This is a genomic window from Gammaproteobacteria bacterium, from assembly GCA_029880545.1.
Taxonomy (GTDB): Bacteria; Pseudomonadota; Gammaproteobacteria; order Acidiferrobacterales; family SZUA-150; genus JAOUOD01.
Genome location: JAOUOD010000002.1, coordinates 183299 through 198050, shown reverse-complemented (window position 1 = coordinate 198050; position 14752 = coordinate 183299). Strand labels below are relative to the sequence as shown.

12 protein-coding genes are annotated in these 14752 nt (G+C 55.5%); all 12 read left to right on the top strand.

Annotated elements, in window-relative coordinates; translation table 11 throughout:
• Positions 1–10 precede the first annotated feature (10 nt).
• The 12 genes from parE (at position 11) to purF (ending at position 14531) form a co-directional block, all read left to right on the top strand.
• On the top strand, positions 11–1906 hold the full coding sequence (parE, locus tag OEZ10_02980; protein MDH5631936.1) for a DNA topoisomerase IV subunit B: 1896 nt from the start codon (positions 11–13) through the stop codon (positions 1904–1906).
• Positions 1906–4263, top strand: coding sequence for a DNA topoisomerase IV subunit A (parC, locus tag OEZ10_02975; GenBank protein ID MDH5631935.1), 2358 nt, complete (start codon positions 1906–1908; stop codon positions 4261–4263). The genes parE and parC overlap by 1 nt, the downstream gene beginning before the upstream one ends.
• A gap of 1281 nt (positions 4264–5544) precedes the next feature.
• Entirely contained in the window at positions 5545–6078 is a 534-nt protein-coding gene (locus OEZ10_02970; protein MDH5631934.1) for a hypothetical protein, read from the top strand.
• A gap of 37 nt (positions 6079–6115) precedes the next feature.
• Entirely contained in the window at positions 6116–6895 is a 780-nt protein-coding gene (truA, locus tag OEZ10_02965) for a tRNA pseudouridine(38-40) synthase TruA (GenBank protein ID MDH5631933.1), read from the top strand.
• A 2-nt stretch (positions 6896–6897) separates the two neighbouring features.
• Positions 6898–7548, top strand: coding sequence for a phosphoribosylanthranilate isomerase (locus OEZ10_02960; GenBank protein MDH5631932.1), 651 nt, complete (start codon positions 6898–6900; stop codon positions 7546–7548).
• The gene (trpB, locus tag OEZ10_02955; protein MDH5631931.1) at positions 7541–8740 is read left to right on the top strand and encodes a tryptophan synthase subunit beta; all 1200 of its coding nucleotides are present in this window, start codon (positions 7541–7543) and stop codon (positions 8738–8740) included. Before OEZ10_02960 ends, trpB begins: the two co-directional genes overlap by 8 nt.
• Positions 8740–9558 (top strand): tryptophan synthase subunit alpha, encoded by an 819-nt coding sequence (trpA, locus tag OEZ10_02950; GenBank protein ID MDH5631930.1) that lies wholly within the window; start codon positions 8740–8742, stop codon positions 9556–9558. Before trpB ends, trpA begins: the two co-directional genes overlap by 1 nt.
• The gene (accD, locus tag OEZ10_02945; protein MDH5631929.1) at positions 9555–10451 is read left to right on the top strand and encodes an acetyl-CoA carboxylase, carboxyltransferase subunit beta; all 897 of its coding nucleotides are present in this window, start codon (positions 9555–9557) and stop codon (positions 10449–10451) included. Before trpA ends, accD begins: the two co-directional genes overlap by 4 nt.
• A gap of 27 nt (positions 10452–10478) precedes the next feature.
• Complete coding sequence (folC, locus tag OEZ10_02940) at positions 10479–11777, top strand: bifunctional tetrahydrofolate synthase/dihydrofolate synthase (protein ID MDH5631928.1); 1299 nt, start codon at positions 10479–10481, stop codon at positions 11775–11777.
• Entirely contained in the window at positions 11770–12423 is a 654-nt protein-coding gene (locus OEZ10_02935) for an SPOR domain-containing protein (GenBank protein ID MDH5631927.1), read from the top strand. The genes folC and OEZ10_02935 overlap by 8 nt, the downstream gene beginning before the upstream one ends.
• A 48-nt stretch (positions 12424–12471) precedes the next feature.
• On the top strand, positions 12472–12981 hold the full coding sequence (locus OEZ10_02930; protein ID MDH5631926.1) for a CvpA family protein: 510 nt from the start codon (positions 12472–12474) through the stop codon (positions 12979–12981).
• A 29-nt stretch (positions 12982–13010) separates the two neighbouring features.
• The gene (purF, locus tag OEZ10_02925) at positions 13011–14531 is read left to right on the top strand and encodes an amidophosphoribosyltransferase (protein MDH5631925.1); all 1521 of its coding nucleotides are present in this window, start codon (positions 13011–13013) and stop codon (positions 14529–14531) included.
• The last annotated feature ends 221 nt before the right edge of the window (positions 14532–14752 follow it).

Genomic DNA, 14752 nt, shown 5'->3' with positions numbered 1-14752 from the left:
CATGAACTGAATGTCATCAGCCTACGATTCGTCCGCCATTGAGGTTTTAACCGGTCTTGAACCGGTCCGTCGCCGTCCCGGGATGTATACCCAGACGGAACGCCCCAACCATCTCGCCCAGGAAGTTATTGATAACAGTGTTGACGAAGCCATCGCCGGCCACGCATCCTCGGTCGAGGTGACACTGCACAAGGATGGCTCGCTGTCGGTCAAGGATGATGGTCGCGGCATGCCGGTGGACAAGCACAAGGGCGAGAAGGTATCCGGTGTCGAAGTCATACTGACGCGCCTGCATGCAGGCGGCAAGTTCTCCAACAAGAACTATACTTTCTCGGGCGGTCTTCACGGTGTTGGTGTATCCGTTGTTAACGCCTTGTCGAAAAAGCTGGAAGTGCTGGTTCGCCGTGGCGGCAAGGAACACAAGATGAGCTTTGCCGACGGCCAGAAAACCTCCAGTCTTCGAGCGGTCGGTTCAGTTGGTGCACGTGTTACCGGTACCACCATACATTTCTGGCCTGATGCCAAATTCTTTGATTCGGTCAAGTTCAGCGTTCCGCGTTTGAAGCATGTCTTGCGTGCCAAGGCCGTTCTGTGCCCGGGCTTGTATGTTTCGTTTGCCAACGAGGCCGACAGCAAGGATAACGAGGAATGGCAATACGAAGACGGCCTCAAGGATTACCTGTTGTCCGAACTGGGTGACCATGAGCTGTTGCCCGAAGACCCGGTTGTTGGCAGCTACAAGTCTGCAGACGAGGAAGCCGACTGGGCCATCGCCTGGCAACCCCAGGGCGGTGAGCCGGTAATGGAAAGTTACGTCAACCTGATCCCGACACCCCAGGATGGCACCCATGTAAACGGTTTCCGTCAAGGCTTGACCGAAGCCATGCGCGAGTTCTGCGAATATCGCAACCTGCTGCCTCGCGGTATCAAGCTGGCACCGGATGATATCTGGAACCGTTGCAGTTTTGTCCTGTCCCTGAAAATGAAAGAGCCGCAGTTTTCCGGGCAGACCAAGGATAGACTGTCATCGCGAGAAGCCGCGGCGTTCATGCAGACAGCGGCGAAGGATGGTTTTGGTCTTTGGTTGAACCAGCACATTGCCATCGCTGAAACCATTGCCCAGCTTGCCATTGATAATGCCCAGGCGCGGTTGCGCGCCGGCAAGCGCGTTGAGCGCAAGAAAATCGGTACTGGCCCGGCCTTGCCCGGCAAGCTGGCCGATTGTTCCGACCAGGATCTGGGTCGTGCCGAGTTGTTCCTGGTAGAGGGTGATTCCGCGGGCGGCTCGGCAAAGCAGGCGCGTGATCGAACATTCCAGGCGATCATGCCGCTGCGCGGAAAAATCCTGAATACCTGGGAAGTGGATTCAGGAGAAGTGCTGGCGTCCCAGGAAGTGCACGATATTGCCGTGGCCCTCGGCGTTGATCCCGGCTCCGATAGCCTGGCCGGTTTGCGATACGGCAAGATTTGTATTCTTGCTGATGCTGATTCAGACGGCCTGCATATTGCCACGTTGTTATGCGCCCTGTTTGTCAAACATTTCCGCAAGCTGGTGGAAGAGGGGCATATCTATGTGGCCATGCCACCTTTATATCGTATCGATGTCGGCAAGAAGATTTATTACGCGCTTGATGAGGCTGAAAAGGCGCGAGTGCTGAAAACCATCGAAGAAGACAAGCTGCGTGGCAAGGTGAATGTCCAGCGTTTCAAGGGGCTGGGTGAAATGAATCCTTCGCAGCTGCGTGAAACCACCATGGACCCGGCGAGCCGGCGACTGGTTCAGCTGACCATCAACAGTGGTCGCGACCCGGCAGACAAGATTATGGATATGCTGCTGGCCAAGAAACGCTCGGCTGATCGCAAGGCGTGGCTGGAACAAAAAGGCGACAAGGCGGAGGTGAACTGATGGCTGCCAAGAAGAAACGCGTCGCAAGGAAATCAGCAAAGAAGGCGGCCAAAAAGACTGCGCGCAAAGCGGGCAAGTCGTCGTCGAAAAGCAAAAGCCAGGTTGTTGTTGAAGCCGCCGCGCCCAAGTTGGCGCGTACCGAGCAGGTAACCCTTGCCGAGTTTACCGAGCAGGCGTATCTCAATTATTCCATGTACGTCATCCTGGACCGGGCATTGCCGCATATCGGCGATGGTTTCAAGCCGGTACAGCGACGAATCGTCTATGCCATGTCCGAGCTTGGGCTGAATGCCGCGGCCAAGTACAAGAAGTCTGCCCGTACCGTGGGTGATGTATTGGGCAAGTTCCACCCGCATGGTGATTCGGCCTGTTACGAAGCCATGGTGCTGATGGCGCAGTCCTTTAGTTATCGTTACCCGCTCATTGATGGCCAGGGCAACTGGGGCTCGCCCGATGATCCCAAGTCTTTCGCGGCCATGCGTTATACCGAGTCGCGTTTAACCCGGTTCTCGCAGGTGCTGTTATCCGAACTGGGCCAGGGTACGACGGACTGGATTCCCAATTTTGACGGCACGCTGCACGAGCCCAAGGTGATGCCGGCGCGTTTGCCCAACGTATTATTGAATGGCACAACCGGCATTGCAGTGGGTATGGCTACCGATATACCACCGCATAACGTTCGCGAGGTAGTTGAAGCCTGTGTATTGTTGCTGGACGATCCGAAAACACCCATAAGCAAGCTGCTCAAGCATGTAAAAGGCCCGGACTATCCGACCGAGGCCGAAATCATTACGCCCAGGGCCGAGCTGAAACAGATGTATGAAACCGGTAACGGTTCAATCAGGATGCGCGCCCGCTGGACCCGCGAGAATGGCGACATTGTGCTGACCGCATTGCCGTACCAGGTTTCCGGCGCCAAGGTGCTTGAACAGATTGCCAGGCAGATGCAGAACAAGAAACTGCCCATGGTCGAGGACCTGCGTGACGAATCTGATCATGAAAACCCGATGCGACTGGTGATCGTGCCGCGATCCAACCGGGTGGATGCAGATGAATTGATGTCACACCTGTTTGCCACCACTGATCTCGAGCGAACGTACCGTGTCAATCTCAACATGATTGGCTTGAAGGGGCGGCCACGCGTATTCAACTTGCGGGACCTGTTGAGCGAATGGCTGATATTTCGTCTGCACACGGTGCAGCGTCGTTTGCAGTGGCGCCTGGAGCGTGTCGAGGCGCGGTTGCATGTCCTGGCGGGTCTGCTTGTTGCCTATCTTAACCTCGACGAGGTGATCAGGATCATCCGGACCGAGGATGAACCCAAGCCGGTATTGATGAAGCGGTTCAAGCTGACCGATATCCAGGCCGAAGCCATACTAGAAACCAAGTTGCGCCACCTGGCCAAGCTTGAAGAAATGAAAATTCGTGGCGAGCAGGAAGAGCTGGAACGAGAACGCAAGGAATTGAGCAGCATTCTCGGATCGCGGGCAAAACTGAAAAAACTGGTACGCGATGAACTGGTTGCGGATGCGCATGAATTCGGAGACGAGCGGCGCTCACCCATAGTCGAGCGTGAACTGGCACAGGCCATTGACCTGACGCAGTTAATGCCGACGGAACCGGTTACCGCCATCTTGTCGGAAAAGGGCTGGGTGCGTGCAGGCAAAGGTCATGAAGTGGATCCGCGGGCGCTCAGCTACAAGGGCACAGATCGTTTTCTTGATGCGGCCAAGGGACGAAGCAACCAGCAAGTGGTGTTTATTGATTCCACCGGCCGAACCTATTCCATGCCGGCGCACAAGTTGCCGTCGGCCCGCGGCCAGGGTGAACCCCTGTCCGGTACGTTTAATCCCCCTGCGGGCGCAAGCTTTGCCGGTGTCATGCTTGGTGACCCGGATGACAAATACCTGTTGGCCACAAGTTACGGTTACGGTTTTGTTGCCAAGCTTGGGGAGTTGTATGCCAAGAACAAGAATGGCAAGGCTGTTCTCAAGGTGCCGGAAGGTGCCAGGGTATTACCGCCACAGCGCGTAACCAGTTACGACGAAGACTGGATAGCCGCGGTTACCAGTGCCGGCCACCTTCTGACTTTCATGATTGCCGAGTTGCCGGAGATGGCCAAGGGCAAGGGCAACAAGATTATCAATGTACCGACTGCCAAGCTCAAAAAAGGCGAAGAGCGGGTGGTGAAGGTTGTTGCCTATGCCGAAGACAAGAGCCTGATGGTTCTCGCGGGAAGCAAAAAGCGTAATCTTACATCAGCTGACCTTGAGCATTACGTTGGAGAGCGAGCCTTGCGTGGCCTGAAGCTGCCCCGTGGTTATCAAGGTGTGGACGATATGGACATAATATCCTGATCGGTAGGTATAAGCCGATTACCGGGATACCAGTAAACAGGTTTGCATTGTTGTAAATGTTTTCTTGCCAAGTCGCGCATTGCTAAGTCATTTATTTGATTGAAGAATGTTTCCCGATCCCCCGCATTGTGACCCGTAACCTGCAATCGGGGGTAGTAACCCTGTTATTTTTCCTTGCTCACCAGGTCTGGATTGACAACACTTGTTCATGCTCGACCATGTCTTCAGAAATTGCCAAATTTGGCTGATTTTCTGGTTTTGGTGAAAAAGTCACCGGCGTGGAATTCATAATTATATATTACAAATAACTGTCGACCCGCCTGTCATATGCGCTGCATTGTGTTTCGAAAATACATTGTTTTATACTTCGCCGACCCTTCGGATAAGGGCATAGGGATATAGCTAGACTTCAATGGAGGAAGTGATGGATTGCGCAATTCGCCAGGGATGGCGACCCTGCAATATTTGTTTCGGCCATTCCTGCAATCAATACCATTTCAGCAGTCTCATGAGTCTATCCCGATATGTGTTCAGTTATGTGGTCCCGCTTGTGTTCGGGCTGCCCGGTGTTGTTTAAAGGAGTGGTACTCCCAGGGAAGGGAACAATTGACCCGGCGCCAGCCGGGTCTTTTGTTTATGCGCTGCGGGACATTTTTTCCGTGCAGTGTGGTCGTTAACCCAGTGGTCATGACGGGCGTGTCAGGGCAGCACTGCAATTGGTTTCGCAGTAGCGACTAATCTGCTTATGACTGCCTCCCCATCGGCATAAGTCAGTTGCCGGTCTTTTGTCGCAATTAGTAACAAGTATTGCACTATTTGTACGGTTCCTGTGAAGATCAATGTTGATCTGAAGAAACAATTCGGCTTCATGCTGGTCGGTTGCATCCATAACAGTGATAATTTCGGCTGGCTGTGGACTGTTTGTTCCGAGTACATGTTCATAACTCCCGGTAAAACGATTCAATGAAACAGTCAAATCGGTGATATTCCTTTCTTTCGCCAACACTGGTTTATCCCCCATGTATTGAATGTTTGATACAGGTCATTTCGAACAGTTAGTCCATGATGAAGAATAGCGCTGTTGTCTGCGCCAGTGTTCGCCATCGGTCTGATCCTTTGCCCATGGTCTGGCCGTTTATCCGGCATTCATGATCGTTGCGCACTATGCCGGTTTTGATGCACAATCATGTAATGAATTGTTTCCGAAAAATATCTTTTGTCCTGCCGGTAATTGCCTGGTGTATTTCATCGTCAACGTACGCCGGAGAGTTGCCTGGTTGCGTGAAACAAGACACGCTTCATATACCCATCAACACCCTGTCGCAGACTCTTGGTCCAAATCTTGGCGAGGCTGATCCCGGGCGCCAGGCCTACATGGACCGGGTTTATGGCTCGGGCTCGTGGCGATTGTCTGACGGTGCAGGTTTGGCCGTAACCGGCCTGGTGTTATCGGAATCGTCAACGCAGCCGGCCGTCGTTACCATTTCAACGGATAAACCGGAAACCCGTTTTACCGAGGCACACATCATTCTTGAGACGCGAATTGATTACTCCGCTGATGGCCGGAATGTTGAGCCACGGTTCCGTTACAAGTTGCTTGGCAAGTATGAGCTCGCGCCCGACTCCATTTCAGAGATCATGATCCCGGCAGCAGTGTTCAAGAGTCAGGGTGCGCTAATGGTCGTGGTAAAGCAGGCAGATGCCGCCACCAGTCCCATGGCGATGGCCGCGTTTGACGTCAGCTACTCGCGCTGTACCAGGCAGTTATATGTGCCGGATCGGCAGACTGCCATACGTTTGAACCGCAAGCGTTAGGCTCGGCAGTAACAGGCTGACCGGGTATACTGGCGCCATGCGAATTGCAGCCATAGTCGAATATTGCGGCGCCAGCTTTTACGGCTGGCAATACCAGGAGGGCTCGCGCACCGTTCAGGGCGAGGTGGAGCGTGCCGTATCATTTGTTGCCAACGAAACTGTTCGCGTTATTACCGCCGGCCGTACTGATACTGGTGTGCATGCCAGCGCCCAGGTAATTCATTTTGATACACGGGCCGAGCGTAGCCAGTATTCGTGGTTTCGCGGCGTTAACGCGCAGTTGCCCGACGACATCAAGTTGCGCTGGATCGATGTGGTGGACGACGAGTTTCATGCCCGGTTCTCGGCAACAGGTCGCTGGTATCGTTATGTTATTCTGAATCGCCAGTCAGCACCGGCATTGTTGTATCGTCGGGTAACCCATGAATACCGCGATCTTGATGCCACGCTCATGCAGCACGGCGCCAGTTTTCTGCTTGGTCGCCATGATTTCAGTTCCTACCGAACCGTGCATTGCCAGGCCAAGAGCCCGGTGCGCGAAATACGCAAACTGGACGTTATCCGGCAGGGCGAGTTTATCCATATCATTGTCTATGCCGATGCCTTTCTGCACCACATGGTGCGCAATATTGCCGGCGTATTGATGGCTATCGGTACGGGTGAGCAGCCCCCGGAATGGGCGCGCGAGGTATTGGAGATGCGCGATCGAACCCGGGGCGGGGTCACGGCGCCTGCCGATGGCCTGTACCTGACCCGGATTGAGTACCCGGAGCACTTTAATATACCGCAACTTCCGCCCGGCACAGGGCTTTGGTAAGCTTGCGCGCTCGCCGAGAGGGCAGTGTTATGCGCACACGAGTCAAGATTTGCGGCATTACCCGTACCGAGGATGCAGAAGCTGCAGTGGATGCCGGCGCCGATGCCTTGGGGTTCGTGTTTGTGCCTGCCAGCCCGAGGGCGGTTGACGTGGCAGCCGCGGCCCGGTTGATGGCGCAGGTACCCGCATTTGTCACCAAGGTGGCCTTGTTCGTGGACGCGGACCCGGAGCTGGTGGAAACGGTTATCGAGCGCACGGCTGTGGATTTGCTCCAGTTTCATGGCGATGAACCGGCCGAGTATTGCCGTAACTTTGCCAAGCCTTATATCAAGGCGATTCGAATGAAGCCGGGCACGGACCTGGCCGTGGCTGCATCCAATTACGATGACAGTTGTGGTCTGCTGGTGGACAGTTATTCCGTGAATGCGGCGGGCGGAACCGGCGAGGTGTTTGACTGGGCGCAGGTTCCCGAGGGAATCACCAGGCCCGTCATCCTGGCGGGTGGACTGAACCCTGGCAATGTCCAGGCCGCGATCCGGCAAGTCCGGCCGTACGCGGTTGACGTGAGTTCCGGTGTCGAGCGGGAAAAAGGAATCAAGGATGCAGCGCTGATGGCTGCATTCACCAAGGCAGTAAGAGCAGCATATGACTGATTACACATTACCTGATGATCGCGGCCATTTTGGTCCCTACGGCGGCATGTTTGTTGCCGAAACCCTGATGCAGCCGCTGACGGAATTGCGTGTAGCCTACGAGCGCTATCGTGAGGATCCGGAATTCCAGGCCGAGTTCATGGACGATCTTCGGCTCTACGTGGGGCGGCCATCCCCGCTTTATCCGGCCCAACGCCTGACCGCCGCCTGGGGCGGTGCCCGCATCTATCTCAAGCGCGAAGACCTGAATCACACCGGTGCGCACAAGGTAAACAACACCATCGGCCAGGCCTTGCTGGCCAAGCGCATGGGCAAAACCCGCATTATTGCCGAGACCGGCGCCGGTCAGCACGGTGTGGCATCGGCCACCGTGGCGGCGCGACTGGGAATGGAGTGCGTGGTGTACATGGGCTCGGAGGATATTGCCCGGCAGGCTATCAATGTCTATCGCATGAAACTCCTGGGTGCGACCGTGGTGCCGGTGGAGTCCGGCTCCAGGACCCTCAAGGATGCGCTCAACGAGGCCATGCGAGACTGGGTCACCAATATCGACAATACCTTTTATATTATTGGTACGGTTGCCGGTCCGCATCCGTACCCGGCCATGGTGCGCGACTTCCAGTCTGTCATTGGCCGTGAAGTGAAATACCAGATTCGCGAATTTGAAGACCGTCAGCCCGATGCGCTGGTGGCCTGCGTCGGCGGCGGTTCCAATGCCATGGGCCTGTTTTATCCGTACATCGATGACAAGGATGTGGCTATTTATGGTGTCGAGGCCGCTGGCGATGGCCTGGATACGGGTCGACATGCGGCACCGCTGTGTGCCGGTCGCCCCGGTGTGTTGCACGGCAATCGCACTTACCTGATGGAAACCGATGATGGCCAGATTATCGAAACCCATTCCGTTTCCGCCGGGCTCGATTACCCGGGTGTTGGTCCCGAGCATGCCTGGCTGAAGGATTGCGGTCGCGCCAACTATGTCGCCATTGACGACAATGAAGCGTTGGCAGCATTTCACGAGTTGACCCGGGTCGAAGGGATATTGCCGGCGCTGGAATCGTCCCACGCTGTAGCTTATGGCAAAAAGCTGGCGAAACAGCTGGGCAAAAACAAAACCATCGTCATCAACCTTTCCGGTCGTGGCGACAAGGATGTGCACACCGTGGCGGCACGAGAGGGGATTACATTCTGATGTCTCGAATTGCCAGCCGTTTTGAATCTTTGAAATCATCCGGTCGAAAGGCCCTGGTGCCATTTATTACAGCCGGTGATCCGTCACCGGAAGCGGCCGTGCCGGTGATGCATGCCCTGGTTCGTGGCGGCGCCGATATTCTTGAAGTGGGCGTGCCATTTTCCGACCCCATGGCTGAAGGCCCGGTCATCCAGCATGCCAGTGAGCGTGCACTGACACACAATGTCAGCCTGCGTGATGTGTTGGCCATGGTTCAGCAGTTTCGCCATGAGGATCAGGAAACTCCCGTAATATTAATGGGTTACCTGAATCCCGTGGAAGTCATGGGCTACGCGAAATTTGCCCAGGCTGCAGCTGCAGCCGGTGTTGATGGTGTGTTGACGGTGGATCTGCCACCCGAGGAAGCCGAGGATTTCACCAGGGAATTGGCGCTGAAACATATCGATCCGATTTTCTTGCTGGCACCCACCAGTACGGCTGAGCGCATGCGCCGTGTTGCGGCAGCCGCGCGCGGTTTCATCTATTATGTTTCCTTGCGTGGTGTCACTGGCGCCAGCAATATGAATACTGCCGAAGTCCATGATAAACTTGAACAAATTCGACAGTTTACCAAGCTGCCACTGGGCGTCGGATTTGGTATCAAGGATCCCGAGACTGCAGCAGCGGTTGCCGGTGTTGCAGATGCTATAGTTGTTGGCAGTGCCTTGGTGGCCCGGTTGGCCCGGGTGAACGGCGGTGTCGACAAGATTGCCGAAGAAGCAGAACAATTTATGGCTGTGCTCAGAACAGCCATCGACGAAGTTGGAGTCTCAGCATGAGCTGGTTTGACAAGTTATTGCCGCCAAAGATCAAGAGTGATGGCAAGAAGTCCATCCCGGAAGGTCTGTGGAAGAAATGCCCTGCCTGTGGCGCCGTGTTGTATCGCGCCGAACTGGAAGAAAATCAAAGTGTTTGTCCCAAGTGCACGCATCACATGCGCATCGGCGCGCGTGAACGTCTCGACCTGTTTCTGGACAAGGAGCCTCGTCACGAAATTGGCGCCAACCTTTCACCTATTGATGCCTTGAATTTCAAGGACAGCAAAAAATACAAGGAACGCATAGCCATCGCCCAGAAAACCACCAGCGAAAAAGATGCGCTGATTGTCTTGCAGGGGCAGGTCAACGGCCAGCCGCTGGTAGCATGCTCATTCGAATTCCGTTTCATGGGCGGCTCCATGGGCTCGGTAGTTGGTGAGCGCTTTGTCCGCGCGGTGAATGTTTGCCTGGAACAACAGATACCGCTGGTATGTTTCTCGGCCAGTGGCGGGGCCCGCATGCAAGAGGCATTGCTGTCCTTGATGCAAATGGCCAAGACCAGTGCTGCCCTGGCGCGCATGGGCGAAAAAGGCATCCCGTTTATTTCCGTGTTGACCGATCCGACCATGGGCGGCGTTTCCGCCAGCCTGGCGATGCTGGGCGACGTGATTGTCGCTGAACCCAATGCCTTGATCGGTTTTGCCGGTCCGCGCGTGATTGAACAAACCGTGCGCGAAACCTTGCCTGAAGGTTTTCAGCGCTCCGAGTTCCTGCTGGAGCATGGCGCCGTCGATGTGATTGTCGATCGTCGCGATATGCGTGACCGTATTGGCAACATTCTTTCCATACTGTCATCGCGCATTGACCGGGTGGCTGCCGAGCCGGTCGCCCCGGCGCACGTTTCAAAGGCCTGATCCACGCACCACTCCTTGTTGCCACCCATGACGCTTGACCAGTGGCTTGGTTACATCGAACAACAGCACCCGGCCTCCATTGAGCTGGGCCTGGAGCGGGTGCGCCAGGTGTATTCACGCATGTTCGAGGGCGAATCTGCCCACCCTGGCTGCCCGGTGATTTCTGTTGCCGGGACCAATGGCAAGGGTTCCAGCGTCACCTTGCTGTCGACCATACTGGCCGCTGATGGCTATCGTGTTGGTTCCTATACCTCGCCGCACCTGGTGCATTACAACGAACGCGTCAGTATTAACGGCAAGCCCTTGGATAATGCAACGCTATGCGCCGGGTTTGACGCCGTTGAAAACGCGCGTGGCGACACCCCGCTGACCTATTTTGAGTACGGTACCTTGTGTGCCTTCTGGTGTTTTCGGCAGGCGAACCTGGATGCCTGGGTCCTGGAAGTGGGCCTGGGCGGCAGGTTGGATGCGGTCAACGTGATTGATGCCGATGTGGCGCTAATTACCCAGATCGGCCTGGATCACCAGGACTGGCTGGGCCATGACCGCGAAACCATCGGTCGCGAAAAAGCCGGCATCATGCGCCCGGGGAAGGTCGTGATTTGTAGTGATCCGGCGCCACCCGCCAGCATACGGGAATGCGCGGATACCGTGGGGGCGAGCCTGCTGCAGCTTGGCGACCTATTCAGTTTCACTTCGTCTGAATCCGGCTGGCAGTGGCGGCAAGCCGATTCGGTGCCGGTTGAACTGCCGTTGCCAGCCATGACTGGAAAAGCCCAGCTGAATAACGCGGCCGGCGTGATTGCCGCGCTTCGCCTCGGCGGGTTACCCCTGGCCGTCAGCCAGGAAGCTGTGGAAACCGGTTTGCGAGAAGCTCGAATTGCCGGCCGCTTCCAGGTCTATCCTGCCGGTACGGTTTCCGACGCCGAAATCATTGTCGATGTGGCACATAACGAGGATAGCGCCCGGGTCCTGGGCGACGTACTGCGATCCCGACCGACCGCTGGACGCAGGTTGGCAGTGTGGTCCATGTATCGTGACAAGGATCGCATTGCCGCAGCCAGGACGGTTGGCGATGTGTTTGATGCCTGGTATATCGCTGCTATGGCCGGTGCCCGAGCCGCCAGTGCCGATGAGCTGCTGGCGTCTGCCGTTGCAGCGGGAATTGACGTGACTTGTTGCCAGCAATTGGCCACTGTCGAGCTGGCGTTTGACGCGGCGCTGAGAAATGCAACGGCCGGCGATCAGGTCGTGGTGTTTGGTTCCTTCGAGCTGGCAGGTGGTATACTCGCGGCAATCGAAAACCGAGCGTGTTCACATGGCTGATAATAATTCCGTGCCTGAGCAGAATTTCAATCCGCGCCATCGCATTGTTGGCGCCATTGTCGTGGTTTCGTTGGCAGTTATCCTGGTGCCAATGGTTCTCGACAAGAATGAATGGGAGCCTCAGCAGCCGTCAGCGGGCCCGGCCGAGACCCAGGTGATTGTGACCCGGGTGGAAGACATGCGTCGTAGCCATGAGAAAGTAGCGGCTGATTCCGGGTCCTCAACGCCTGCGCCTGACCCGGTTGCTGAAGAACCAAAGAGCAGTCAATCGACGCAGACCAAGACCATTACCGTCAAGCCTGAACCGCAATCGCAACCGGAAAAGATCCAGGCAGCAGCAACCGCGTCAAAACCCGCGGTTGCACCAGCTTCACACCAGGCAGCGGTGACCAAAAAACCGGCCGGCCAGAATGCGGGCTGGGTGATCCAGCTGGGCACCTTTGCCAATCCGAAGAACGTTGAACGGATTCGCGACCAGTTGTCTGCGGGGGGCTTCAAGGTGAGCACCGAGCCGGTTCAACTGCGTAGCGGCCCGGCAGTGCGCGTACGGGTCGGGCCTTACGATCGCAAGGCCCAGGCCGACAGCATGCAACAGCGCATCCTTGATGACACCGGCATCAAGGGCGCGGTGCTGGCCGTACGCTGAATTCGATGGGCAAATTATTTGAAACCATTTTTTGGTGTTGGTCAGATTATGCCGCAATCCCTGAGTAGCCTGGACTTCCTCATTGCCGGGGTCGTATTACTGTCTATTGCCGTTGGTATATGGCGCGGATTCGTCAAGGAATTCCTGTCTTTGCTGACCTGGGTGATTTCCAGTTTCCTGGCGTGGGTGTTTGCCGAAGATGTAGCTGTAGTGTTCGACAAGGATATTGCCCAGCCGGGTATGAGGTTGGTGGTGGCATTCGTGGTAGTGTTTGTCATCGTGTTTGTACTGGGGTCGGTGGCAACACACTATTTTAACAAGCTGCTCACGCAAAAACCGTTGCTGAAATTGTCCAATTACATACTCGGTGCCGCTATTGGAGCGGCTCGTGGTGGGGTAATCGTGGTTATTGGTTTTCTCGCGGCGTCGCTGTTACCGGCAATTCCAAAAAGTGACTGGTGGAAAAAATCCGAATTTGCACCCTATTTTGAAATTGCGGCATTGTCATCGTCGCAATTTCTGCCATCTGATATTGCCCGTCATATCAGCTACGACTAGACTATTGATTTTAGAAGCAGGGGATTTTCATGTGCGGCGTCATCGGTATTCTGGGTAAGGGCCCGGTCAATCAGGCTCTTTATGAAGGCCTCACTGTTCTGCAACACCGCGGCCAGGATGCGGCCGGTATTCTTACCAGTGATGGTCGACGCGTCTACCTGCGCAAGGATAACGGCCTCGTACGCGACGTTTTCCGCACCCGCCACATGATCCAGCTTCAGGGCAATGTCGGTATCGGTCATGTTCGCTATCCTACCGCCGGTTGTGATTCACCTGCCGAGGCACAGCCTTTTTATGTGAATTCACCACATGGGCTGGCGCTCGCGCACAACGGCAACCTGACCAACTCAGACATCCTGCGCGAAGAACTGTTCCGCGAAGACCTGCGCCATATCAATACCACCTCGGACTCTGAAGTTCTGCTGAATATCCTGGCCCACGAGCTTATGGTAACCGGCGACCTGCGTCTCGATCCTGACCAGATATTCCGTGCTGTAGCCGGTGTGCATCGTCGCTGCAAGGGAGCCTATGCAGTTGTTTCCATGATAGTCGGTTTTGGCCTGCTGGCGTTTCGTGACCCGCACGGTATTCGCCCCATTGTTTATGGCAAACGGGAGACCGACAAGGGTCCGGAGTTCATGGTGGCATCCGAAAGCGTGGCGCTGGATGTGCTTGGTTTTGAAATGATTGCCGATATTGCACCAGGCGAGGCGATATTTATTGACCTCAACGGCCACGTTCATCGCCGCCAGTGTGCCGAGACCTCGCAAATTACCCCGTGCCTGTTTGAGTTTGTCTACATGGCGCGCCCGGACTCCATAATGGATGGTGTTGCGGTTCACAAGACCCGCTTGCGCATGGGTGAAAAACTGGCACACAAGATCCAGCGTGAATGGAAGGATTGCCAGGATATTGATGTTGTCATACCGATACCGGATACCAGTCGTACTGCGGCGCTGCAAATGGCATATGAACTGGACATCAAGTATCGCGAAGGTTTTATCAAGAACCGTTACATTGGCCGCACCTTTATCATGCCCGGCCAGGCGCAGCGCAAGAAATCCGTGCGCCAGAAACTCAATGTTATTGATCTCGAATTCCGTGACAAGGTGGTATTGCTGGTAGACGATTCCATAGTTCGCGGCACCACGTCCAAGCAGATTATCCAGATGGCCCGGGACGCCGGTGCACGCAAGGTGTATTTTGCCTCGGCTGCACCGCCGGTGCGCTATCCCAATGTCTACGGCATTGATATGCCCAGCGTGCACGAGTTGATCGCAAACAATCGTAGTGACGAGGAGATTGCCCGCGCCATCGGCGCCGACCGCCTGATTTACCAGGACCTGGATGATCTTGTTGAATCAGCCAAAGAGGGCAACCCGGTGATTACACGTTTTGATGCTTCCTGCTTCAATGGTGAATACGTGACCGGCGACGTTAACCAGGATTACCTGGATCGTATTGAATCCATGCGCTCTGATGGCGCCAAGTCTGAACGCAATACATCCAACGAGTTGTCGTCAACAGAGTTACATACATACTCGCACTAGCCTGCCAGATTTCCTGGCAGGTCGGGTGATTCAGCCGTTGGTGACTTGACCGAAATTGACTGTTGGTATACGGTACCTTCATCGCGCCGATTTGAGCTCAGCTTGCGGGCGCATAACAAATGCAGCTAAAGAGAGGAGAGTAATCCCGCTTTGGCTGTGCCGGCGGGTTTTTTTGTGCCCGCGAAAAATATGGCTTGCATCGAGAAGTACTGTTGGAAGGA